Genomic DNA, 23,911 nt, shown 5'->3' on the forward strand with positions numbered 1-23,911 from the left:
AGTTATAAGATTTGAGTTAGAAAATCTACACTCAAAATCTAAACTCTTTCTATTACGATGGATCAACTAAGAATAATGGCTGATCAAATTCTACAGGAGAAGAATCATCCACTAAAATTTTAACGACTTTACCTGAAATTTCAGATTCTATTTCATTAAATAATTTCATTGCTTCAATAACACAAACAGTATCTCCTACAGAAATATCTGTTCCTACTTCTACAAAATTAGGTTTATCTGGTGATGGTTTTCTATAAAAAGTTCCTATAATAGGAGACTTTACAGTAATATATTTAGAATCTTCACTTTCGGCTTGTGGAGCTGCTTCAGAAGCTGCAACCGGTTGAGCAATAGGTGCTGCTACTTGAGGCATACCTGCCATTGGAGCTGCTTGTAAAATTGTAGTTTCTGTTTTACCAGAACCTGTTCTAATAGTAATCTTTACATCTTCCATTTCTAACTTTACCTCGCTAGCGCCAGATTTAGCTACAAATTTAATAAGATTTTGAATCTCTTTAATGTCCATACTCATAATTATTTATTTATTGTATTTATGAATTATACGCCCATTTAACGTAAGCTGCTCCCCATGTGAAACCGCCACCAAATGCCGCAAAAATTAAATTATCTCCTTTTTTTAATTGACTTTCATAATCTGCCAGTAAAAGTGGTAAAGTTGCTGATGTAGTATTTCCGTATTTTTGAATATTCATCATTACTTTTTCTGATGGCATCCCTACTCTTTTAGAAATTGCTTCAATAATTCTTTTATTAGCTTGATGCGCTACTAACCATTGAATATCATTTTCAGTAAGATTATTTCTTTCTAATACTTTTCCGGCAACATCTGCCATATTAGAAACTGCATACTTAAAAACAGTTTTACCTTCTTGATATACAAAATGCTTATCTGCTGCAACAGTTTCTTTAGTTGTTGGCATTAAAGACCCGCCTGCCTCAATTCTTAAGAAGTCTCGCCCTATACCATCGCTTCTTAAATACTCGTCTTGTAAACCTAAACCTTCATAATTAGGTTCAAACAATGCAGCTCCTGCTCCATCACCAAAAATAATACAAGTAGCTCTATCTTTATAATCTATTATAGAAGACATTTTATCTGCTCCTATTAATAATACTTTTTTATACCTACCAGATTCTATATAACTAGCTGCAGTAGACATACCGTATAAAAAGCTAGAACATGCTGCTTGTAAATCATAACCAAAAGCATTTATTGCTCCTATTTCTGATGCCACATAAGCCGCTGTAGATGCTATAGGTAAATCTGGAGTTGCAGTACCAATAATAATTAAATCTATTTCTGCAGGATCTACGTTTGATTTTTTTAATAATTCTTCGGCAGCTTTTATAGCCATGTAAGAAGTACCTAAACCTTCTCCTTTTAGAATCCTTCTTTCTTTAATCCCTGTTCTACTGGTAATCCACTCATCATTAGTATCTACCATAGTTTCTAACTCTTTATTGGTTAGAACATATTCAGGAACATATTTCCCTACTGCTGTAATTGCTGCAGTGATTTTTGTCATAATTTTAGTTGTTTTCCATGTGGTTAGGAAGATCAAAAGTAGTGAAATTTATTTCACTTTTTAAGGTAAAAATTATCAAAAGAAATAATTTCTACTTTAAAAACGCAAAAAAACCCTCAATTAATGAGGGTTTTAAAAAAAACTTTTAATTCTTTTATGCTTCTATTGCAGATGCCGATTCTAAGACGATCTGTCCTCTATAGTATAATTTACCTTCATGCCAGTGAGCTCTGTGATATAAGTGAGACTCTCCTGTTGTAGGGTCTGTAGCAATCTGCTGATAAGATGCCTTATAATGAGTTCTCCTTTTGTCTCTTCTAGTTTTGGATATTTTTCTCTTAGGATGTGCCATTTTATGTCTTTTTTTCTGTTATTAAATTCTTTAATTTATCCCACCTTGGGTCTGTCTCTTCAACAGTCTTTACTTCTTTTATTTCTAATTCTCTTAACTTCTTTAATGCTTCAGAGTCCATTGTTCCGTCTAAAACTTTTGGATGAACTCTTTTATTAGGAACTGATAATACAATCATTTCATAAATAAACTGAGCTACACTAAACTCATACGCCTCATGAGGCAATATTAATATCTCCTCATTGTCATCACTAAATTCTGGCCCAAAGTTTACAACTAAAGGTAAAACTGCTTGAACATCTTGTTTATAAAGTTCATTAGAAACATCACATGGTACTTCTACATAACCACTGGCTGTAAAAGTTAAATCTAGTAACGTACTCTTCTTTATAAAATTTAATGATATTTTAATTGATGAACTTTCAAATTCATCAAAATTAAAAACATTAAAGAACGTATTATTAATTTCATATTCAAATAAATGAATTCCTTCTTTTAATCCTACAAACTGTATGTCGAACTCCTTTAAGTCTTTCATTTCCAAATATCAATTAAGCGTGCAAAGATATAAAATTTTATTATTCTACACTCTTTTCTATTAAAAGTTTTTTATTTTACTAAAAGAGGACTTTTTGTAAGCTCTTTATATTCTTTTCTTGTCTTATAAATTTCGATTGCAGCAAACAATGCTTCTTTAAAAGAAGATGGGTTTGCTATGTTTTTTCCAGCTATATCAAAGCCTGTACCATGGTCTGGAGATGTTCTAATTTCACTTAAACCTGCCGTGTAATTTACACCACTACCAAAAGACAATGCTTTAAATGGTGCTAATCCTTGATCATGATATGTTGCTAAAACACCATCAAATTGCTTATATGTTTCCGAACCAAAGAAACCATCTGCCGCATAAGGTCCAAAAACCAACTTACCAGACTCTTTTATTTCGTCTATAGTTGGTTTAATAATTTCATCATCTTCTACACCAATAACTCCTTTATCTCCGCAATGTGGATTTAGTGATAAAACTGCTATTTTGGGTTTATTGATACCAAAATCTTGCACCAACGAAGCATACATTGTACCTACTTTTTCTTTAATTAAGGTAGGAGTAATTGACTCTGCTACTTTAGAGATAGGAATATGACCGGTTATCAATCCTATTCTTAATGCATCTGTCATTAAAATCATCAAGCTCTTCCCTTCTAACTTATCTTCTAAATACTCAGTATGTCCAGGGAAATTAAAAGTATCAGATTGTATGGTTTCTTTATTAATTGGAGCAGTTAATAAAACATCTATCTTTTTTTCTTTTAAATGAGTCGTTGCTATCTCTAAAGATTTTGCTGCATACGCTCCAGATTCTTTAGTTGCTTTGCCTAATTCGATTAAAACATCTTCTTTCCAAATATTTAATACATTAATTTTATTGTGATTAACTTGCTCTAAAGAGGTAATTCCATGAACAGGAGTATCTGACTGCAATGCTTTTTTATGAAAAGTAACTACTTTTGTACTTCCAAAAATAACTGGCGTACAAAAATCTAGCATTCTTTTATCTTCAAAGGTTTTTAGAATTACTTCTAAACCAATTCCATTTAAATCTCCTATTGAGATACCAACTATAATTTTATCAGATTTATCCATAGTAACTATTCTATTATTCCTATTTTTGAATATCACAAAAGTAACTAAATTTTACAAATATGTTTACCGGAATCATAGAAACACTTGGTACAATTACAAATATCACCAAAGAACAAGACAACATTCATTTAACTGTAAAAAGTAATTTTACTAATGAGTTAAAAATAGATCAAAGTGTTGCACATAATGGAGTTTGCTTAACAGTAGTTAATATTAAAACTGATGAATATACTGTAACTGCTATTAAAGAAACGTTAAACAAAACAAATATTGGAAGTTTAACTAAAAATGATTTTGTAAATTTAGAAAGAGGAATGAAATTAGGAGACCGTTTAGACGGCCATATTGTACAAGGGCACGTAGACCAGACAGCAACTTGTGTAGGTATTAAAAACGAAAATGGAAGTACTGTTTACACTTTTAACTATGATGCTTCTAATAAAAACATTACAATAGAAAAAGGTTCTGTTACCGTAAATGGAGTTAGCTTAACAGTCGTAAACTCTAAACACAATGAATTTAGTGTTGCTATAATACCATATACAAGGGAAAACACAACCTTTAAGTTTTTAAAACTAAATGATTGTGTAAACTTAGAATTTGATGTTATTGGAAAATATGTTAGTAGACTAACTAATTCTTAACTTTTTTTATTCCATAAACAATACCTGAAACTACTAAGAAAAGTAAACCTCCATCTATCGCCAAACCAGGTGGCGGTGGTGGTCCTGCAGGTTGAGGTACACTACCTCCCTGTGCGTTAACTACGTATACAAATGCTAGCATTATTATAAATGCAAAATATTTTTTCTTTATCATTTTATATCCCCCCAGATTAAAAATTAATATTAACAATGCTTATTATAACAAATATTTTTTTTTGTTAACAAGAAGCAAAATGAAATAAAGTGGTATCAGTTGATATAATCACATCAAACATAGAAACCTCCTCTATAATTACTTATAAAAATTAGCTATTTTGGGAATCAAAATAGTCTATAATTATTTATCAGGCAAATATATATACTTTTCTTTATTAATAGCAATTTTTTCCTCCCGTTTTAAAAATAATTTTTCCTATGATTAATAATCATCTGAAAAAATGAATTTATTAAAAAAAAGAGTTTAAGCAGTATGCATAGATGCTAGCTCATTCTATTTATCAAATAAGCACTTCATCTTACTTTAAATAAATTTTCAAATACTTGTTTTAACCGATCTTGATCATCTAACGTAAGGGAACGACTCTTTAAATTAAGGTAAAGTAAACTCCATTAAAAGATTATTTAGTTCATTCTTAACAAATAATTCAACAGAATCCTTTTGTCTATGATAACGTATTTTTAAACATGAAACAATATCATAAAATTCTTACCACTTTAATCAATTCTAGTTTCATAATAAATTACGTGCTTTTTCAAGAATTAAAACAGTTTCTTTTCCAATAGAAATTAAGGTTTCTTTCTCCAAACTTATATAATGAGGTTTTAATCATCTATTAAATGTCTTTTTAAAACAAAAAAAAGCCTCTACATTTCTGTAAAGGCTTGCTATTAAATGTGGTCCCACTTGGGCTCGAACCAAGGACCCTCTGATTATGAGTCAGATGCTCTAACCAGCTGAGCTATGGGACCAAAATAATTGGCTGCAAATGTAATACTTTTTATTACATTATTAAATAAAATATTAGTTTTTTTTTTAAACTGTTCTATTCATTAGCCAAAGTCCAAAATTCTTTAAACTTTCTTTGTTTTTTTCTGTGATATCCATTGCGTTTAAAGTATCAAAAGATTTCTCAGTATAACTCTTAATTTGTTCCTTTATTAAAACAGGAATATTATTTTTCTCAAAAATATGTGTTACTTCTTTAATTTTTATTGAATTCTCTGTTAAATTTTGATTGTAAAAAACACTCAACGCATTCTTATCTTCCTCAGAGGCAATATCTAATGATTTTAAATATAAAAAAGTCTTCTTATTCTCTATAATGTCTCCTCCTATTTGTTTCCCAAATGTTTTTGGATCACCAAAAGTATCTAAGTAATCGTCTTGTAACTGAAAAGCTAAACCTAAATTTAAACCAAAGTCATATATTAAGTCCGCATTTTCTTCACTAGTTTCTACTACTATTGCTCCCATTTTTAAAGCAGCTGCAACTAAAACAGAAGTTTTTAAACGAATCATATTAATATATTCTTCAATAGTTACATCATTTCTAGTTTCAAAATCGACATCTAATTGTTGTCCATCGCAAACCTCTAAAGCAGTTTTACTAAATAACTTTGCTAATTTATGAAAAACAATAGGCTCATAATTCTCAAAATACTGATACGCTAAAATTAACATTGCATCTCCAGAAAGAATTCCTGTATTCAAATCCCATTTTTCATGCACTGTCGCTTTTCCTCTTCTCAAAGGAGCATCATCCATAATATCATCATGAATTAAGGTGAAATTATGAAAAACCTCAACAGCTAATGCTGCTGGCATTGCTTTTTCATATTCTCCAGAAAAAATATCTGCCGCCATTAATGTTAAAATTGGGCGCATTCTTTTACCCCCTAATTTTAAAATATAATCTATTGGCTCATATAAATTTCTAGGTTCATTAACCCACTTTTTAGATTCTAAATAATTGATAAAATCTTTCTGATAATGTAAAATCTCCAAATCTGTTATTTTTTTGTAAAAATAACGTAAAGTAATTTTACATCACAATTACAATGTTAAAAAATAAATAAAACTTTGGAAACTTTTTTTGTTTCTAAAGTTTCCATTCGTACATTTGCACCCGAATATTATTTTTTTTTTACAGAATTCAATATTTATATTCCCGTGTTCACGAGAATGACAATTTTAAAGGAAACCTTTAGAAAAACTAAAGGAAACTTTTTTATAATTATGAGAGAAAAAATATTAGAAAAATCCAATGAGCTCTTCTTAAACCTAGGCTTTAAGAGTGTTACTATGGATGAGATTGCTAGCGCATTAGGTGTCTCTAAAAAAACTATTTACAAGTATTACAAGAATAAAACAGAACTTGTAAACGGTGTTACACTCTCTATGTTTAACACTATATGTAGTGGAATTGATGATATATGCGAATTAAACCTAAATCCTATTGATGAATTATTTTCTATAAAAAAGTTAATAATGGATAATTTAAAGGATGAAAAATCCTCTCCACAGTATCAACTACAAAAATATTATCCTAAAATTTACGCGTCATTAAAGCAAAAGCAATATCACATAATGCAAAATTGCGTTGTTAATAATTTAAAAAAAGGGATTGAATCTGACTTGTATAGAAAAAATATTGACCTAGAATTTATTTCTAGAATATATTTTAACGGAATGATCAGTATTAAAGACAAAGATCTATTTCCTTTAAAAAATTATTCTATGAACTCCTTAATGACCTATTATTTAGAGTATCATTTACGCGGAATTTGCACAATTAAAGGAATACAACAATTAGAAAACCAATTAAAACAGAAATAAAAACACATGAAAAAAATAATTCTGGTATGCATAAGTACCTGTTTTTTCTTAATTACAAATGCTCAAGAAAAAACAATGAACTTATCTCTAAAAGAAGCAATAACCTTTGCCTTAGACAATAGTTATAACACCAAAGCTTCTAAAAATGATGTGGAATCTGCACGTAAAAAAGTTTGGGAAACAACCGCTACAGGTTTACCTCAAATTTCTGGTAAGGTAGATTATCAAAACTGGTTAAAACAACAAGTCTCCTTATTACCTGCAGAATTTGTTGGAGGAACTGCTGGTACTTTTCAACCAGTTACATTTAGTCCAAAACAAAACGTAAGTGCATCTGTTACTTTAAATCAGTTAATTTTTGACGGCTCTTATTTAGTGGGGTTACAAGCATCAAAAACATATTTAAAAATATCTAATCAAGCCAATGAAAAAACAGAACTCCTAACCAGAGAAGCTGTTATTAACGCTTACGGAAATGTATTAGTTGCAGAAAACAGTATTACCATTTTAGAAGGAAATATTAAAATTTTAGAAAAAAACCTATACGACGCAAGAAAAATCTATGAAAACGGATTTAATGAAGAAGAAGATGTGGAACAATTAGAAATTACTACAGGAAATCTTAAAAATCAACTAAATAGCGTTAAAAGAATGAAAGACATCGCATATAAAATGCTAAACCTTTCTATAGGAAGTTCTATTGACACAAAATTAGTTTTAACGGATTCTTTAGATTCCTTGGCAGAAGAAAACATTAATCTAGGGTTAATTGCAAGTGAATTTAACATAAATAATCATATAGATTATAAAATTGCAGAGAACGATAGAGAATCTAAACACTTACTGGTTAAATTAGAAAAAAGCAAAGCGTTACCAAGCTTATCTGCTTTTGTAAACTACGGTGCACAAGCTTACGCTAGTGATTTCTCTTTTTTTGAATCTGATAAAAGTTGGTATAACTCTTCTTTATTAGGCGTTAGTTTAAACATCCCTATTTTTAGCAGTTTACAAAGAAGCTCTAGAACAGCACAAGCTAAAATTGCTTTAGAAACCGCAGATATTAGATTAGAAGAAACAAAGCAACGTTTAAAGCTACTAGCAGAAAAAGCAAAAAGCGAATATCAACTAAGTATAGAAAACTACAACACTGCTAAAAAGAATGTTGGTTTAGCTGAGAGAATAGAAAAGAAACAAAGAATTAAATTTTTTGAAGGTATTTCTACTAGCTTCGATTTACTACAAGCACAAAACCAACTATACACACAACAACAAGCGTACATACAATCTATGTTAGATGTAATTGCTAGTAAAGCAGTATTAGAAAACGCATTAAACACACCAATTAAACAATAATTAGGCATGAGAAAAATATATACACTATTAGCATTCACACTTGTTTTAATCTCTTGTGGAGAAAAAAAAACAACATCAGTTGCAGCGATTATTTCTGGAGGAGATTTAAAAGAATTAACTGCTAAAAAGAAAGAAATTACAGAAAAATTAGAAACTATAAATGCAGACTTAGAAGCTATAAATAATGCGATTGCTGAAAAAGATACGCTTAAAAAATTTCCTTTAATAACCACTTTTACTGCAAAAGAGGCCGTTTTTAAACATTATTTAGAAATTCAAGGAAGTGTAAAAACAAAACAAAATATTTTAATTTACCCAGAAATGCCAGGTATTTTAAAAAGAGTATATGTTAAAGAAGGTCAAAAAGTATCTAAAGGACAATTATTAGCAACTATAGATGATGGTGGTATTGGCAACCAGGTTGCACAATTAGAAGCAACCACACAATTAGCAAAAACAACTTTTGAACGTCAAAAACGTTTATGGGACCAAAAAATAGGGTCAGAAATTCAGTTTCTACAAACTAAAACAAATTATGAATCTCAAAGAAACTCTTTAAAACAACTAAAAAGTCAGCAAAATAAAGCATCCATTAGAGCACCATTTTCTGGAGTTATAGATGATGTTATGAAAGAAGCTGGAACCGTAATTGCTCCTGGTCAAGGTTCTGAAGTTTTTAGAATTGTAAATTTAAACAATATGTATGTAGAGGCAGAAGTGCCAGAAAGATACATTACAAGTATTCAAAAAAATAAAGAAGTAAAAATAGAATTTCCTGTACTTGGCACAAGTGTAGATAGCAAAGTAAGACAGGTTGGTAGTTTTATCAACCCAAATAATAGATCTTTTAAAATTGAAGTTCCTGTTGAAGATAAAAGTGGAAATGTAAAACCAAATTTAACAGCAAAACTTAAAGTTAATGACTATACGGATGCAAATGCTATTTTAATTCCGCAAAGCATTATTTCTGAAAACGCAAATGGAGAACAATTTATTTATACCATTAAGAACAAAAAAGAAAACAACGAAGCTACAGCAGAAAGAGTTATTATTAAAACTGGTAAAACTCAAGGAAATCTTATTGAAGTTTTAGAAAACTTACCTGCTGGCACAGAAATTATTGATGAAGGTGCTCGTAGTGTAAACAATGGGCAAACAGTTAAAGTTATCAATAAATAAAAATAGTAACGATGACAAAACAAAAAAAACAAGTCGATAAAGAGTTTAAATTATCTGCTTGGGCAATTCATAATAAAACAACCATTTACGTACTAATGGCTGTATTATTTTTCTATGGTGTTTCTGCTTATTTAAGTATGGCTCGAGAAAATTTCCCAGAAGTTAAAGAAACCAAGATATATATTAGCACCGCCTACCCTGGTAATACCGCAGAAGACATAGAAAAACTAATTACAGACCCTATAGAAGATAAGGTAAAAACAATTAGTAATGTTGTAGAAGTTACCTCAACATCTCAAGAAGATTACTCTATGGTAATTGTTGAGTTTGATGAAAATATTTCTGTAGAATTAGCAAAACAAAAGATAAAAGACGAATTATCTACAGAAACTGCCAGTGAGGATTGGCCTACTTTTAATGGCGCTAAAATAGAACCTAATGTGTTCGATTTAAGTTTATCGGAAGAAGTACCCATCTTAAATATTAATATTTCTGGTGATTACCCTGTGTATAAATTAAAGGAATTTGCAGAATATTTACAAGATGATATTGAAGATTTATCAGAAATTAAAAAAGCTGATATTCGTGGTGCACAAGAAAAAGAAGTAGAAGTAGCAGTTGACATTTATAAAATGATGGCAGCTAAAGTTAGTTTTAACGACATAACTTCTGCTATTAATAATGGAAACGTAACCATGTCTGCAGGTAACTTTATTACCTCCGGACAACGAAGAACGGTAAGAATTATTGGTGAAATTGATAAACCTAAAGCCTTAGAAAGCTTTGTAATAAAATCTGAATTCGACAATCCTATTTATTTAAAAGATATAGCAACAGTATCTTTTAAAGACAAAGACAGAACAACATTTGCAAGAGAAAGAGGGCAAGAAGTTGTAATGTTAGATGTTAAAAAACGAGCTGGAGAAAATATGGTTGCCGCTTCAGAGCAAATACAAGTAATTGTAAGCGATGCTATTGAAAATTATTTTCCGCATGATTTAAGTGTTACCATAACAAACGATCAATCTAACAAAACCATTGGTCAGGTAGATGATTTAGTAAACAACATTATTTTCGGAGTTATTTTAGTAGTAACTGTTTTAATGTTTTTCTTAGGATTTAAAAATGCCGTATTTGTTGGTTTTGCAATACCAATGTCTATGTTTATGTCTTTAATGATTTTAAACTTATTAGGCTACACCATGAACACCATGATTCTTTTTGGGTTAATTATGGGACTAGGAATGCTGGTAGATAACGGAATTGTCGTCGTCGAAAACGTCTATCGTTTAATGGATGAAGAAGGAATGGGCAGAATTGAAGCTGCTAAAAAAGGGATTAGCGAAATTGCATATCCTATTATTATTTCTACTGCAACAACCGTTGCCGCATTTATCCCTTTAGGTATGTGGCCTGGAGTTATGGGAGATTTTATGGTTTTATTACCAATAACATTATCTACCGTTTTAGGGTCTTCTTTATTAGTTGCAATATTCTTTAACTCTGTATTGGTTTCTCAATTTATGAGTGTAGAGGATGTAGATATGCCAATTAAAAAAATTGCTATCGTAACAGGTGTTATGACTCTAATAGGAATTTTAATTTTAATTGCAGGCGGAACTTATAGTGCTATTGGAGCATTAATGATTTTTATAGCTATAATGCTTTGGGTGTACCGTTTATTCTTAAGAGGATGGGCTAATAGTTTTCAAAATAAAGTTTTACCCGTTTTAGAAAAATGGTACGAAAGTAGTTTGCGTTTTTCTTTAAGAGGTAAAACTCCTTACTTATTAGTTTTTGGTACCACTATTCTTTTAATTGCTTCATTCATGGCATTTGGTTGGTCTTTAGGTACTCAAAGAACTAAGGTTGAGTTTTTCCCTGACAATAAACCAAATCAAATAATTGTTTATATAGAATACCCAGAAGGAACGGATATTCAGAAAACAAATAATATAACCAAAAAAATTGAAGAGAAAGTAGAAGGTGTTCTATATGCTGATGAATATATGGACGGCGACTATAACTTTATGGTAGAAAGTTTAGTTTCTCAAGTAGGTGAAGGAGCAGGAAACCCACAAACTGATGGTGGTTCTGCAGCAGAAATGCCTCATAAAGGAAAAGTAACAGCCTCTATGAGAGAGTACAAATACAGAAGAGGCTTAGACAGTGAATTAATGCGTCAGAAAGTACAAACTGCACTGGTTGGTATTTATCCTGGAGTTTTAATTTCTGTTGAAAAAGATGCCAACGGACCACCAGCAGGATCTCCTATTAATATTGAAATTGAAGGTGATGATTATGCAGAATTAATTCATGTAGCGCAAAGAATGCGAGACTTTATCAACACAAAAAGTATTACTGGTATAGATGAATTAAAGATTGATGTAAACCGAGATAAACCCGGAATGGAAGTTATTGTAGACCGTAAAAAAGCCGGTGAATTAGGCGTATCTACAGGTCAGGTTGGGCAACAATTAAGGGCTTCTATTTTTGGAAATAAAGCAGGTGTTTACAAAGAAGATGGAGACGATTATGATATCTACGTTCGTTTTAACAAGGAAAATAGATACAATAAAAGTGCTATTTTTAATCAGAATATTATTTTTAGAGATATGGCTTCTGGTAAAATAAAAGAGATTCCGGTTTCTACGGTTGCAACACAATCTAATAATTCTGGTTTTAGTGCTATTAAGCACAAAGATATTAGAAGAGTTGTTACTGTTTATTCTGCATTATCTCCTGGAGAAACGGATGCTGGTGCTGTGGTTGGTAAGATTAGAGAAGAAATGAAAAACTTTAAAAATTTACCTAAAGGAATAAATATTGATTATACAGGTCAGTTAGAAGAACAAAACAAACAAATGCTATTCTTAGTAGGTGCGTTCTTTACTGGGTTGGCTTTAATTTTCTTTATTTTAATTTTTCAATTCAACTCGGTTTCTAAACCAGGAATTATCATGTTGGCAATTTTCTTAAGCTTTATTGGAGTTTTTGGAGGAATCGTTATTTCTGGTAGTTCTTTTGTTATTATGATGACCATGATGGGAATTATTTCATTAGCCGGAATTGTAGTAAACAATGGAGTTGTTTTATTAGATTACGCACAACTACTAATTGACAGAAAGAAAGGTGAATTAGAAATAGAACATGAAGATTATTTAGACAAACAAATGTTATTTGAAGCAATTGTAAATGCTGGTAGAGCACGTTTAAGACCTGTTTTGTTAACCGCAATTACAACCATTTTAGGATTAATACCGCTAGCAATTGGTTTAAACATTAACTTCTTTAGTTTATTTACAGAATACAACCCGCACATTTATATGGGTGGAGATAACGTTGTTTTCTGGGGACCTTTAGCTTGGACTGTTATTTATGGTCTATTAATAGCTACTTTTTTAACACTAATTGTTGTACCTGTTTTATTTTACTTAGTAACCTTATTTAAAATGTGGATTAGAACCAAAACAACTTCAAATGAAATGGTTACTCAAAAAGTAATTTCTGCGGATAAAAGAATAGATGAAAAGAATCAATTCTAAATTTTAAACATATTTTTTATATAAAAAAGAGATGAAATTCATATAATTTCATCTCTTTTTGTATTTTCGAACCAATGATAAAAAAGAAATCTTTTACGGTAGATGAATTAAAACGCAAGTTAGAGAACTACTGCGTTTATCAAGATAGATGCCACAAAGAAGTGGAGCAAAAAATGCGTGAATTCAGCCTGATTCCTGAAGCTAGGGAAATGATTTTATTAAGCTTAATGAAAGATAACTTTTTAAATGAAGAACGTTTTGCTAAAAGTTATGCGCGCGGAAAATTTAGAATTAAATCTTGGGGAAAACAACGTATTGTAAGAGAATTAAAGTTTAGAGATATTTCTGCTTACAATATAAAAACTGCTTTAAAAGAAATTGATGCAGATGAGTATATAAAAACAATTTACAGAATTACAGAAAAAAGAAACGAAGTAATTTCTGAACCAAATATTTACAAGAGAAAGAAAAAGTTAATTGATTTTTTAATGCGAAAAGGTTTTGAAAATGAGTTGATTTTTAAAGTTGTTGGAGAGGTAGTTTCTTAGTAATCTGCAAAACCTATTAATAACTAACTGCTTACAAACAAGTTTAACTCTGATTGAAACGGCATCCTTTTTACTTTTTCGGCAAAAAGATATAGTCTTTCGACACCGCTCAAGATAAAACCCAAGCAGGAAATAGCTTCTAATAGTACTAGTTAATTGTACTTAAAAAGATAGAATCACTTTTTTTCTTTGCTAAAATAACCGCTTGTATATCATTATTTGGTATTTCTACAGACAAAACATAGTGCTTAATTTTCCAAACATTTTGCTTCTTTTCTAAAACTCCAGAGCCTCTACAAGTCCCCATCCAAGTTGTTAACAACTCATCAAACCAAACAAAATCTTTGGCTTCGTTTACATAAACATTTCTTTCTAAAGGTTTAAAAGACCATGCTTTGCCTTTATCGAAAAAAGGTTTGCTAAATTTTTGAAATTGTGTCTTACTCCAGTTTTCTGTAGCATCTGTGCCAATAAAAACCGAAAGACTGTCCATCTTACCAAAATAACCTTCGTAATTTGCTTCGGAAGCCGCTTTGTGCCATGCATCTAATAAGGTATTCGCATTGGTTTTTATCGATGCAATTGTTCGAGAATCTTTAACCTCTTTTTTAACGCTACAGTTAAAAAAAGAAATAAGTATTACTAAGATTAGAAAACAGTTTTTCATTTATTATTCTTTCTTTAATACCCTTTGCTTTTCTGGCGAAACCTTGATAAAATCTTTTCTTTTTACCAACTTTCTTTCTTTTCGTATTGAGTCTTGTTCTAACTTTTTTAAATTGATAGATTTCTTAGAAATACTATCCATTTGCGTAGAATCTATACCTATAAAATTAAAATCTACATCAATTTCTTCTTCGAAACGTTTTTTGGCAAGTATGCTATTTATTTTTGAATTTACTGTAGAAAAAGCAGCGATTGTTTTATCTACCTGCAAATTAACTTCTTCGGGGGTAATTGCGGGTATAAAAGTTAAATCTGCCAATCTCAACACCTCATTATGCAAAACATTAATTCTCGTTTGAAAAGGAGGAGTATCGAAAATCTCTGGCTTTACACTATCTTTTAAACTGATAACCAAATCTCTTAATTCTAAAGCATTACTTAATGCTTCGTTAGGCGATACTTTATCGAACTTCTTTAAAAAAGAATTTACTGCTTTTAATTCTTTCCAATTTTCTATTTCAGATGCATAAATAGTCTTAACATTTTCTACAGAAATATGCTTTACAGGAATACTTAATTTTGGAGTTTCTTGAAGCTCTTTGTTTGTTTCTTGCTTATTATTACCACAAGAAAACAAAAGAACAGACAGTAATAAGTATATGGTTTGTTTCACGATTTTATATAATAAGTGGTAAAAATAAGCATTTTAGAAACATCTCTTATTTATTTAAGTAAATTGTAACAAAAGTCTTTATTTAATTTAAACGAAGAATGTAAGATATTCATTTTTTCTCGTCTACATTAATAATAAAAAACAAGAGATTTGTAACAAAGGTTACTGCTTTTTACAATGAATAAAAATACCTTTGTATAAAATATTAGGAGATGAAAAAAATTATTAAAAAAAGTTTAGAAAACGTATTATCTTATAGAGAATATAGAGATTTAGTAAGTAACTTATTAGCAGAAGGAAAAGCTACAGGAGTTAATCAATCTGAAGCTTTAACAAATTATAGTTTGTTAAACGATAAAAGAATGAAGCGTTTAGATAAAACAATAAAAATTTCTGAAGAAACAATAACTAAAATGCAAGAAATTAACGAGCCTCAAACTTGGCTAGTACTTGCAGAAGGTTGGTGTGGAGATGCTGCGCAAAACTTACCTGTTATAAATAAAATTGCAGAAACAAATAGTCGTCTTATTAATCTTAAATTGGCTTTAAGAGATGAGCACGAAGATTTAATGAACTTGTTTTTAACTAATGGAGGTAAATCAATACCTAAATTAATAGCTTTAGACAAAGATAATAATGTAATAAATACTTGGGGACCTAGACCAAGTGAAGCTACAAAAATGGTTGCAGATTATAAAGCCAAACATGGTGTTATAGATGCTCCGTTTAAGGAAGGTTTACAAGTTTGGTATAACAAAAACAAGGGACAAAATATACAAGAAGATTTTATAGAACTTGCTACAAAATCTCTTGCAAAAGAAGTATAAAAAGAAATTTTAAATAGGTGTCTTAAAAGAATATTTATTATCACCATAAACTTATTTCAGAATCTTATTATTATTGAGTTTTTAGTAATTTAAGATACTGAAGTAAGTTCTATAAGACAATGTGAAAACTTTTTAAACAACCACTTCTCTTTTCTGTATATTTGCACAGAAAATTATATATAAATGTTTGTAGATTATTCCACAATTACCGAAGAAGCAAAAGTTTGGGTATACCCTTCTAGTAGAAAATTTTATCCGAATGAAATTGAAGGTATTGAAAGTAAATTAAAAGACTTTCTAGAAAGCTGGAAATCTGACGATGAAAACTTTAAAGCTTCCTACCAATTTTTATACAACAGATTTATTGTGCTGTTTGCAGATGACGAAAATTCTACGTTAACAAACTCAGATATAGATGCATCTGTTTCTTTTATCTTAGAACTTCAACAAGAACATGACGTAGAATTGTTAGACAAAATGAATGCTTGTTTTAAACAAGGAGAATACGTACAATACAAAGATTTAAAAGACTTTAAAAAACTACTTAAAAATAAAGCTGTAACAGCAAAAAGCATCATTTTTGATAATTTAATAACTACAAAAGTGGACTTTGATAACAATTGGGAAATTCCTCTTGAAGAAAGCTGGTACAATAGGTATTTATAACATTCTATCTTGTTTACATTGTAAAATCTAATTTGTCTTTATAATGTTATTACAAGTTCCTTTTATAAAAAACTTGTATCGAGGAATAGCTACAATTAATTCTCGATACAAATTTCACTTTCTATAATTGCCTATTTATCTAAAATAGCACCAATATTTGGTTTAAAATAGTTAGGTCCTTTTAACACTTTACCATCTTCTCTGTAAATAGGTTTACCGTCTGCACCCAATTTACTCATATTACTACGCTGAATTTCATTAAACACTTCTTCTATTTTATCTTGCATTCCGTGTTCTATAATTGTGCCACATAAAATATACAGCATATCTCCTAAGGCATCTGCAACCTCAACCAAATCATTATTTTCTGCTGCCTCTAAATATTCTTCATTTTCTTCTTTCATTAAGTTAAAACGAAGTGTATTTCTATCTTTACCAATACTTGCAATTGGTTTTTGATTCATATTTAATTTAAAAGCGGTGTGAAATTCAGTTACTGCTGCTATTTTGTTTTTCATTATATATTCGATTTATTTTATAATTTTATTGTTTATTTTAATTTAGCAAGTAATATTCAATTTTAGAAGTTACACCAAAAACAATGACGTTCTTCATTTAATTTGTAATTTTGCAAAATAGAATTTTATTAATTTTAGTTAGACAATATATAGAAACTTTCTGATAAAATAAAAGCTTCTTGTTTACCATTAACCCACAACTTATAAAGAATACAAATTATGTTTTTAAGTGCTTATTTTACAACAGGAAGAATTGTTTTTATGATCTTATTTTTGATAGCTTTTGTAGCTTTAATGATTTATAGTTATAAAAAAGATATAAAAAACCACCAACGTTATTATAAAGGAACTGGTAAGAAAGTACTTATATATAGCCTAATTGTTATTGCTATTTTTGTTGCTATTAGAATATTATGGGGTCAATAATTTAATTTACACTATTTTACAACATAAAAAAAAATCAAAATAAACCCTTATTATTTGTACTAATTTTAAAACGCCAAAAAAAAATTAAAATAAAAACAAGTACTATTTAAAATATTTTTCTGTACATTTAACAATATATTAATAGAAACATATAATCATTTAATCCCCCAAAGAATGATACCCTTAAATAAAAACAAATACAATATACTTGTATTCTTCATATTTTCTTATCAGTTTGCTACTGCAACTTCTGTAGCTACAGCAGATAATTACATTATAAAAACAAACACCTCATTAACAATTAACAACCCAGACCTTCCGATTAATCACATAGGTCTAAATGAATTTTTTCAGTTGTTAACTAGTTTTTATTCAAGTTACCTTGTTTGTTAAAGACCATAAAAAACAAAACATAATACATTTTACTAATAATTAATAGAAATATTAAAATCATTTAATCCCCTAAGAATGATATCCTCTAAAAAAAACAAAACCAGTACATTTATATTATATGTAGTATCCCTTGCGCTACTATTTTTAGTATTCTTTTTATTATTCAATAAGTTTGCTCTAGCAGATCCAGAATCCAAAAAGGATAATAATGCTGTTCAAAATAACACTACTTTAAAGAAGAACTCTTTATACTTATCTGTTAGCACAACATATTTAGGTATAAATTATTCCCTACCCAAAACATAACAAACTATCTGACAATATTTACACTTTTTTATTAAAATCATTTAATCCCCCTAAAGAATGATACCCCCTAAAAACTATACATATAAAATATTTATATTCTTTTTACTTTTCTATCAATTTACTTCTGCTCAAACAGCACCTGTAGCAATAGATGATAATTATACCACTACATCAAACACCCAATTAATAATTGAAACTCCTGGTTTATTAAGTAACGATACGGATATAAATGACGACGATCTAGAGGTTACAGAATTTACATTAGATAGTATCACATATGCTGCAGGTGACACTGCCAACTTAACCGATGGAACCATTACTATTAATGCAAATGGTAGTTTTATTTTTACACCTGCTACTAATTATAATGATATCTCTCTTGCAATTAACTATGTAATTTCTGATGGCACCTATACTGCTTCTGCAAATTTGACTCTTAAAGTTAATAACCTATATGCGCCAGATCCTAAAAATGACAATTATACTACAGAAACAAACGCAACACTTAATGTTGATGCGCCTGGTATATTAAGTAACGATACTGATAAAGACAAAAGCTTCTTATCCATTACAGAATTTAAAATAGATACTGTTAGTTATCATGCAGGTGAAAAAGCAAGTTTTACTGAAGGATCTATTACCATAAATGAAGATGGTAGTTTTTCTTTTATACCTGCCGCTAATTATAACAACAAAATTCCAACAATTAAGTATACCGTTTCAGACGGAACTTTTACAAGTACTGCTAACTTAACTGTAAAAATTATTAATTTATATCCGCCAGATGCTAAGGATGATTATGATACTGCAAATATAAATACTACTTTAAGTGTAGAAGCTCCTGGTGTACTCGTAAATGACAGTGACCAAGATAATAACGCATTATCAATTATCAATTTTATAGTAAACGGAACAACTTACAACACAGATCAAAAAGCAATTTTTGCAGGAGGAAGCATCTCTTTTAAACCAGATGGTAGCTATACTTTTATCCCTACTAAAAATTACACAGGGAATATTCCTGTAATTAAGTATATTATTTCTGACGGAACTTTTACAAATTCTGCGAATCTATATTTAACGGTAGAACACATAACCGACTTACTAGAAATAAGCTCTTTATCTAGCTGTAACCAAGGCTATACGGTAGACGGAGTCTATAAAATTAAATATAGCTTAACACTTAGAAACACAAGTACTGCAAGAGATTACCATGCAGAAAACCTTATAAAAAACATCAATTTAACAAATGATTTGAATAGCATTTACGGCAATGGATGTGTAGAACAAATAGAAGGCGTTACGGTGAATACAACTGATGTTCATGATTTTATAGACAACCCATACCCTACTGAATTTAATACAGATGCTGTAAATAATGATTTTTTAAATGCTACATCAAATTCTCTTTTTAACAAAGATGCTATAGATAATTTCATTTTATACCCAAGGCAATCTATAAACATTGAATTTTGTGTAACAGTAAATCCTTTTTGTGGTGGTAGACCTACCCCTACTCCTTCTGGTTCTGGAATCGATTTTAATCATGTAGCAGAGGTAACCTCTACAATAGGTAACCATTCTAAAAGTCTTTTACTTAAAGATTTTCATACTACAGAAGCTGTTGTAGCTGGAGGATTATATGTCCCAGAACGAAATCCAAACGTAAACCCAGACGGTACTTTTGATTATACCAATAGAGTTATCTTAACAAATGAAGGTACCGCTACAGCTAATAATGTTAATTATAACATGGGCTTAGGCGATTTCTTAAGCAAAGGTATTGTTTTTAGAAAGCTTAAAGTTACTCAGGTTTCTGGTCCTGATGTTACTGTGAACACTTCTTATAACGGAGGAACAAACACAAAATTACTAATGCCAAATAATTCTCTTGAACCTGGAGAAACTGTAATTTTAGAAATCTATTATTTAACAGAACCTTTCTCCTCTACTAGAGTTAACCATTTTGATCAATTAAAACTTTCACAAACACAAGGTGGTTTAGACGGATTCGATGAGTCAACCTCATCTAACAATAAAAATTTCTCTTTTGTTAATTGGTCTGATGGTTTAGGAAACCATTTAGATAGATATTACCCAACAAATTCATCTACAGCACCAGTAACATCTGCAATGCAATGCAGTTGCGCTTCTAAGGATATGGTGTTTTTATTTACCTCTGCCAATAATAATGAGAAAGCAATTTCTGAGGTTAATAAAATTCCTAATGGTATTCTAGAACATGATGAAATTACGTTTCAACTTACCATAAAAAACAATAGTAACATTGTACAATTAGAAAACTTAAATCTACAAGACGACTTAAATAAAATTTGTTCTGGTAATATTGTTTCTGTTACAACTCCTTTTATAGAGAACTCAACAGCAACAGCAGACCCAATATTAAACCCTAATTACAACGGAACATCAGATATTAATTTTTTTGATGGTACTTCTGGTATATTAATGCGAGGAGAAACTATTACTGTTCAGTTTACAGTGGTTTTTTATGAAGACTGTATTGGCAATAACACTTCTAGTTTTACAGCAACAGACCCTTTAAATAAAATTATAAGCTCATCTGGTTTTGTAGCTGTTAATGCCACGACAGATTCCGATAATGATGGTATTTCTAACGCTGTTGATATTGATGATGATAATGACACCATACTAGATGTTGATGAATACAACGGATTAAATCCTTTAGATGACCATGACGGAGATTTTACACCTAATTATAGAGATACCCATTATGGTATTGATGCTAATACTGATGGTATTGTAGATATTTTTGATTTTGATAATGATGGGGTTCCTAATCACTTAGATTTAGACAGCGATAACGATGGTATTTTAGACATTGTAGAAGCCGGAAATGCATCTACAGATAGAAATCGCTCTGGTAGTACAAATAATAGTGTTGGTACAAACGGCTTTGACAACACACTAGAAAACAATGATACTATCAATGCCTCAATTAAATACATAGTACTTAATACAGATACAACTGGCTACCCTAACTTTATAGATATCGATGCAGATGGAGATGGAATAGTAGATAATATTGAAGGACAAACCACCGCTAACTATAAAGCACCAAACGGTATTGTTAATATTTTAGGTATAGATACTGCCTACCCAAAAGGAATTACTCCAACAAATACAGATCGTGATGCTGAACCAGATTATATCGATTTCAATTCTGATAATGACATTCGTGATGATGCTATTGAAGCTTGGGATTTAGATAATGATGGAATTGCAGAAACGACCCCACTAAATTTAGACATTGATAATGATGGTTTAGATGATGCTTATGACAATAATACTGCATTGGTAAACCCAACAAATAATCAAGTACCTACAGATTTCCCTAATAATGATGACCCTGATACATCAGAAAGAGACTGGAGAGAAATTATAGCGATTGTTGTACTTATTGATAATGTATCCGTAATTGAAGGAGAAGATTTAGAATTCACAATCTTGTTAGTTAAAAAGACAGATCAATCAAAATTAATTCAAAGTGCATCACCAATTACAATTCTTTTTTCAACAAAAGACGGTACAGAAACTGCAGAGCAATACAATATAGCAATTGCGCCTTATGATTATAAACAAGTAACTTCTAAAGCCTTAACAATAGACCCTTTTACAGATACAAATACGTTTACGATAAATTCTTTAGATGACAAGATTGATGAGCTAGATGAATTATTTACTTTAAAAGGTAACATAACTTCTAACAACACAATTAACACAGAAATAAGTGGGGTTGGTACTCTTTTAGATGATGAAGATGTACCATCTATTACCATGAATAACTCTACAACTGATGAAGGTGATGATTTAGAACATAAAGTTACTTTAAGCCACCCATCTTCTAGACCTATTTACATAGACATACATACCACAGACGGAACTGCAATTAGTCCAGAAGATTACCAAAGTTTTTATAAATCTTTAACCATTACCGAAACAACAGATCCTAATAACGCAAATACAGAAAGCACTTTTAATATTCCTACTTTTATAGACAATATAAACGAACCAGATGAATTTATAAACGTTGTCGGCGTTGTAGCGTCTGCTCATATTGGAGCGCAAGATTTAACTAAAACAGGTATAATTTTAGATATAAACCCAGACCCTAAAGTTATAATAGACAATGTTACTGTTATAGAAGGACGTACTTTAACTTTTACAGTTTCACTCGTAAATCCAGATTCGGATGAGTCAATGCAGAACTCTTTACCTATTAACTTTAATTTAGAAACGGTTAATGAAACAGCAAGTGATTTAGAAGACTATAATGCAGAATTTACCACCGCTTCCATACCCGCATTTGAAACATCTACAACTCAAGATGTAAAAACTATAGATGACACTATAAACGAAGATACAGAAACAATGCGCCTAGAGGTTAAAATAATATCTACAGGTGTTTCTAATCATTCATCAACCGTTTTTGGTACGGGAACTATAAAAGACAATGATTACCCAAATCTTTTTTCGCCAAATGGCGATGGAAAAAGTGACCTATATAAAATCTCTGGAATTGAAGAATATCCAAACTTTAGAATAACGATACTTGACCGTTGGGGAGGTCAAGTATTCGATTATAAAAACAATGGTAATGCAAATCCACTTTGGTGGGACGGAACCAACCACGGAAAACCTGTTACAGAAGGCATTTATTATTACTCTTTAGATTATAACGATGGTGTTACAAAACCTAAGAAAAGCTTTATCCAATTAATAAGATGATACAAAAAAGCCCCCAAAACAATTTAAGAATCACAGATAAAACGCTTTTTACATGTGTCTTACTAATTCTTTTCTTTAGCACATTTAACTACGCACAACAGACACCACATTATACACAATACATGTATAATATGCAGGTAATAAACCCTGCGTTTGTAGGTTCTAGAGCAGATTTAAGCATCTCTTTATTAGCGCGTCAGCAATGGGTTGGTGTAGAAGGAGCTCCAGAAACTAAAACATTCTCCATAAACGGAAGAACAGCAGCCGGTTTTGGTTTTGGAGCAACAGTTATAAACGATAAATTAGGTTTAGCAAATAGTAATAATATAAATTTAGACGTCTCTTATACATTGCCTATATCTCGCTATGAAAGACTCTCTTTTGGATTAAAAGGTGGTATTACTTTTTTTAACAACAATTATGCAGGAGGCGTAACACCAGACAATGAAACCTATGCTTCTACAGATGGAAGTTACCCAAATATTGGTTTTGGAGGATTGTATTATACTGAAGAATTTTTTATAGGATTATCCATTCCTAATATATTAAAATCTAGTCAGTTTAAAACACTAGAAAATCTTGATGAAAACTTTGGAATAAGCAACCAAAACTACTTTTTAGCATCAGGATATATCTACGAAATGTCTGAAGAATTAAAATTTAAGCCTTCAACGATTATAAAATACACTCCTAGCTTACCCGTTTCTGTAGATCTAAACGCTAATTTTATTTATAAAGAAAAAGTTGAGGCAGGTTTATCTTATCGTTATAAAGAATCTATGAGTGCTGTGTTTGCTTTAGTTATCAATAAAAAATATAGAGTTGGTTATTCTTATGATGTTAGGTTGGCTAATTATGGAAGTAACTTAAGCTCTCATGAAATTATAGTTACTTTTGATTTAGATTTAAAAAGAAATACGCGCTGGTTGTTTCATAACCGTTGCTATTTTTAAAGCATTCTCATTAACTTAAGACTGTTTATTGTTCACCTAATAAAGGA

General features: G+C 30.3%; 21 protein-coding genes and 1 tRNA gene. 11 read left to right on the forward strand and 11 right to left on the reverse strand.

Going from position 1 to position 23,911, the window contains the following annotated elements; all coding sequences use genetic code 11:
* Positions 1-52: 52 nt before the first annotated feature.
* The 5 genes from accB to pdxA form a co-directional block, all read right to left on the reverse strand.
* A complete protein-coding gene (gene accB, locus GQS58_RS10870; RefSeq protein ID WP_166385889.1) occupies positions 53-526 on the reverse strand; it encodes an acetyl-CoA carboxylase biotin carboxyl carrier protein in 474 nt (157 codons plus the stop codon).
* 25 nt (positions 527-551) lie between these two features.
* A complete protein-coding gene (locus GQS58_RS10875; protein ID WP_166385750.1) occupies positions 552-1,547 on the reverse strand; it encodes a beta-ketoacyl-ACP synthase III in 996 nt (331 codons plus the stop codon).
* Between the two features lie 154 nt (positions 1,548-1,701).
* The gene (rpmF, locus tag GQS58_RS10880; RefSeq protein ID WP_165733114.1) at positions 1,702-1,899 is read right to left on the reverse strand and encodes a 50S ribosomal protein L32; all 198 of its coding nucleotides are present in this window, start codon (positions 1,897-1,899) and stop codon (positions 1,702-1,704) included.
* Between the two features lies 1 nt (position 1,900).
* On the reverse strand, positions 1,901-2,437 hold the full coding sequence (locus GQS58_RS10885) for a YceD family protein (RefSeq protein WP_166385752.1): 537 nt from the start codon (positions 2,435-2,437) through the stop codon (positions 1,901-1,903).
* A gap of 71 nt (positions 2,438-2,508) precedes the next feature.
* Positions 2,509-3,543, reverse strand: a complete 1,035-nt coding sequence (gene pdxA / locus GQS58_RS10890; protein ID WP_166385754.1) for a 4-hydroxythreonine-4-phosphate dehydrogenase PdxA — start codon at positions 3,541-3,543, stop codon at positions 2,509-2,511.
* A gap of 59 nt (positions 3,544-3,602) precedes the next feature.
* On the opposite strand from pdxA, the gene GQS58_RS10895 reads away from it, so the two are divergent.
* Entirely contained in the window at positions 3,603-4,187 is a 585-nt protein-coding gene (locus GQS58_RS10895; RefSeq protein ID WP_166385756.1) for a riboflavin synthase, read from the forward strand.
* Here GQS58_RS10895 and GQS58_RS10900 read toward each other — a convergent pair.
* From GQS58_RS10900 to GQS58_RS10910, 3 genes are all read right to left on the reverse strand, one after another.
* A complete protein-coding gene (locus tag GQS58_RS10900) occupies positions 4,177-4,329 on the reverse strand; it encodes a PID-CTERM protein-sorting domain-containing protein (protein ID WP_240914595.1) in 153 nt (50 codons plus the stop codon). The two genes, GQS58_RS10895 and GQS58_RS10900, sit on opposite strands and share 11 nt — an antisense overlap.
* 774 nt (positions 4,330-5,103) lie before the next feature.
* A tRNA-Ile gene (locus GQS58_RS10905) sits at positions 5,104-5,177 on the reverse strand.
* A gap of 64 nt (positions 5,178-5,241) precedes the next feature.
* Positions 5,242-6,213 carry a polyprenyl synthetase family protein gene (locus tag GQS58_RS10910; protein WP_166385760.1) on the reverse strand — a complete coding sequence of 324 codons (972 nt, stop codon included), beginning with the start codon at positions 6,211-6,213 and terminating at the stop codon, positions 5,242-5,244.
* A 231-nt stretch (positions 6,214-6,444) separates the two neighbouring features.
* Between GQS58_RS10910 and GQS58_RS10915 the strand changes: the two genes are divergently transcribed.
* The 5 genes from GQS58_RS10915 (at position 6,445) to GQS58_RS10935 (ending at position 13,669) form a co-directional block, all read left to right on the forward strand.
* Positions 6,445-7,044, forward strand: a complete 600-nt coding sequence (locus GQS58_RS10915) for a TetR/AcrR family transcriptional regulator (protein ID WP_166385762.1) — start codon at positions 6,445-6,447, stop codon at positions 7,042-7,044.
* 6 nt (positions 7,045-7,050) lie between these two features.
* Positions 7,051-8,397 (forward strand): TolC family protein, encoded by a 1,347-nt coding sequence (locus GQS58_RS10920; protein WP_166385764.1) that lies wholly within the window; start codon positions 7,051-7,053, stop codon positions 8,395-8,397.
* A 6-nt stretch (positions 8,398-8,403) separates the two neighbouring features.
* On the forward strand, positions 8,404-9,576 hold the full coding sequence (locus tag GQS58_RS10925) for an efflux RND transporter periplasmic adaptor subunit (protein ID WP_166385766.1): 1,173 nt from the start codon (positions 8,404-8,406) through the stop codon (positions 9,574-9,576).
* 11 nt (positions 9,577-9,587) lie between these two features.
* Entirely contained in the window at positions 9,588-13,121 is a 3,534-nt protein-coding gene (locus tag GQS58_RS10930) for an efflux RND transporter permease subunit (RefSeq protein ID WP_166385768.1), read from the forward strand.
* A gap of 74 nt (positions 13,122-13,195) precedes the next feature.
* A complete protein-coding gene (locus GQS58_RS10935) occupies positions 13,196-13,669 on the forward strand; it encodes a regulatory protein RecX (protein WP_205860418.1) in 474 nt (157 codons plus the stop codon).
* A 148-nt stretch (positions 13,670-13,817) separates the two neighbouring features.
* On the opposite strand, the gene GQS58_RS10940 is transcribed toward GQS58_RS10935, so the two are convergent.
* On the reverse strand, positions 13,818-14,336 hold the full coding sequence (locus GQS58_RS10940) for a nuclear transport factor 2 family protein (RefSeq protein ID WP_166385770.1): 519 nt from the start codon (positions 14,334-14,336) through the stop codon (positions 13,818-13,820).
* A 3-nt stretch (positions 14,337-14,339) separates the two neighbouring features.
* On the reverse strand, positions 14,340-15,008 hold the full coding sequence (locus GQS58_RS10945; RefSeq protein ID WP_166385772.1) for a hypothetical protein: 669 nt from the start codon (positions 15,006-15,008) through the stop codon (positions 14,340-14,342).
* A 212-nt stretch (positions 15,009-15,220) separates the two neighbouring features.
* Between GQS58_RS10945 and GQS58_RS10950 the strand changes: the two genes are divergently transcribed.
* Together GQS58_RS10950 and GQS58_RS10955 are read left to right on the forward strand one after the other, a co-directional pair.
* Positions 15,221-15,835: a thioredoxin family protein gene (locus GQS58_RS10950; RefSeq protein WP_166385774.1), complete on the forward strand. Its 615-nt coding sequence runs from the start codon at positions 15,221-15,223 to the stop codon at positions 15,833-15,835.
* 183 nt (positions 15,836-16,018) lie between these two features.
* A complete protein-coding gene (locus tag GQS58_RS10955; protein ID WP_166385776.1) occupies positions 16,019-16,501 on the forward strand; it encodes an ABC transporter ATPase in 483 nt (160 codons plus the stop codon).
* Positions 16,502-16,632: 131 nt separating this feature from the next.
* Here GQS58_RS10955 and GQS58_RS10960 read toward each other — a convergent pair whose 3' ends face one another.
* Positions 16,633-17,019: a nucleoside triphosphate pyrophosphohydrolase family protein gene (locus GQS58_RS10960; protein ID WP_166385778.1), complete on the reverse strand. Its 387-nt coding sequence runs from the start codon at positions 17,017-17,019 to the stop codon at positions 16,633-16,635.
* A gap of 219 nt (positions 17,020-17,238) precedes the next feature.
* Between GQS58_RS10960 and GQS58_RS10965 the strand changes: the two genes are divergently transcribed.
* The 3 genes from GQS58_RS10965 to GQS58_RS10975 all read left to right on the forward strand — a co-directional run bounded on the left by GQS58_RS10965 (position 17,239) and on the right by GQS58_RS10975 (position 23,864).
* The gene (locus tag GQS58_RS10965; protein WP_166385780.1) at positions 17,239-17,445 is read left to right on the forward strand and encodes a hypothetical protein; all 207 of its coding nucleotides are present in this window, start codon (positions 17,239-17,241) and stop codon (positions 17,443-17,445) included.
* A gap of 756 nt (positions 17,446-18,201) precedes the next feature.
* The gene (locus GQS58_RS10970; protein ID WP_166385782.1) at positions 18,202-22,911 is read left to right on the forward strand and encodes a cadherin-like domain-containing protein; all 4,710 of its coding nucleotides are present in this window, start codon (positions 18,202-18,204) and stop codon (positions 22,909-22,911) included.
* On the forward strand, positions 22,908-23,864 hold the full coding sequence (locus GQS58_RS10975; RefSeq protein WP_166385784.1) for a type IX secretion system membrane protein PorP/SprF: 957 nt from the start codon (positions 22,908-22,910) through the stop codon (positions 23,862-23,864). Before GQS58_RS10970 ends, GQS58_RS10975 begins: the two co-directional genes overlap by 4 nt.
* Positions 23,865-23,911 lie beyond the last annotated feature (47 nt).

This window comes from Polaribacter sp. 11A2H, assembly GCF_011379025.1.
Lineage (GTDB): Bacteria > Bacteroidota > Bacteroidia > Flavobacteriales > Flavobacteriaceae > Polaribacter.

What these genes read in the sequence shown, in the direction of transcription:
- accB (WP_166385889.1), bottom strand. Translation starts at nt 526, where the DNA reads ATGGACATTAAAGAGATTCAAAATCTTATTAAATTTGTAGCTAAATCT.
- GQS58_RS10875 (WP_166385750.1), bottom strand. Translation starts at nt 1,547, where the DNA reads ATGACAAAAATCACTGCAGCAATTACAGCAGTAGGGAAATATGTTCCT.
- rpmF (WP_165733114.1), bottom strand. Translation starts at nt 1,899, where the DNA reads ATGGCACATCCTAAGAGAAAAATATCCAAAACTAGAAGAGACAAAAGG.
- GQS58_RS10885 (WP_166385752.1), bottom strand. Translation starts at nt 2,437, where the DNA reads ATGAAAGACTTAAAGGAGTTCGACATACAGTTTGTAGGATTAAAAGAA.
- pdxA (WP_166385754.1), bottom strand. Translation starts at nt 3,543, where the DNA reads ATGGATAAATCTGATAAAATTATAGTTGGTATCTCAATAGGAGATTTA.
- GQS58_RS10895 (WP_166385756.1), top strand. Translation starts at nt 3,603, where the DNA reads ATGTTTACCGGAATCATAGAAACACTTGGTACAATTACAAATATCACC.
- GQS58_RS10900 (WP_240914595.1), bottom strand. Translation starts at nt 4,329, where the DNA reads ATGCTAGCATTTGTATACGTAGTTAACGCACAGGGAGGTAGTGTACCT.
- GQS58_RS10915 (WP_166385762.1), top strand. Translation starts at nt 6,445, where the DNA reads ATGAGAGAAAAAATATTAGAAAAATCCAATGAGCTCTTCTTAAACCTA.
- GQS58_RS10920 (WP_166385764.1), top strand. Translation starts at nt 7,051, where the DNA reads ATGAAAAAAATAATTCTGGTATGCATAAGTACCTGTTTTTTCTTAATT.
- GQS58_RS10925 (WP_166385766.1), top strand. Translation starts at nt 8,404, where the DNA reads ATGAGAAAAATATATACACTATTAGCATTCACACTTGTTTTAATCTCT.
- GQS58_RS10930 (WP_166385768.1), top strand. Translation starts at nt 9,588, where the DNA reads ATGACAAAACAAAAAAAACAAGTCGATAAAGAGTTTAAATTATCTGCT.
- GQS58_RS10935 (WP_205860418.1), top strand. Translation starts at nt 13,196, where the DNA reads ATGATAAAAAAGAAATCTTTTACGGTAGATGAATTAAAACGCAAGTTA.
- GQS58_RS10940 (WP_166385770.1), bottom strand. Translation starts at nt 14,336, where the DNA reads ATGAAAAACTGTTTTCTAATCTTAGTAATACTTATTTCTTTTTTTAAC.
- GQS58_RS10950 (WP_166385774.1), top strand. Translation starts at nt 15,221, where the DNA reads ATGAAAAAAATTATTAAAAAAAGTTTAGAAAACGTATTATCTTATAGA.
- GQS58_RS10955 (WP_166385776.1), top strand. Translation starts at nt 16,019, where the DNA reads ATGTTTGTAGATTATTCCACAATTACCGAAGAAGCAAAAGTTTGGGTA.
- GQS58_RS10960 (WP_166385778.1), bottom strand. Translation starts at nt 17,019, where the DNA reads ATGAAAAACAAAATAGCAGCAGTAACTGAATTTCACACCGCTTTTAAA.
- GQS58_RS10965 (WP_166385780.1), top strand. Translation starts at nt 17,239, where the DNA reads ATGTTTTTAAGTGCTTATTTTACAACAGGAAGAATTGTTTTTATGATC.
- GQS58_RS10970 (WP_166385782.1), top strand. Translation starts at nt 18,202, where the DNA reads ATGATACCCCCTAAAAACTATACATATAAAATATTTATATTCTTTTTA.
- GQS58_RS10975 (WP_166385784.1), top strand. Translation starts at nt 22,908, where the DNA reads ATGATACAAAAAAGCCCCCAAAACAATTTAAGAATCACAGATAAAACG.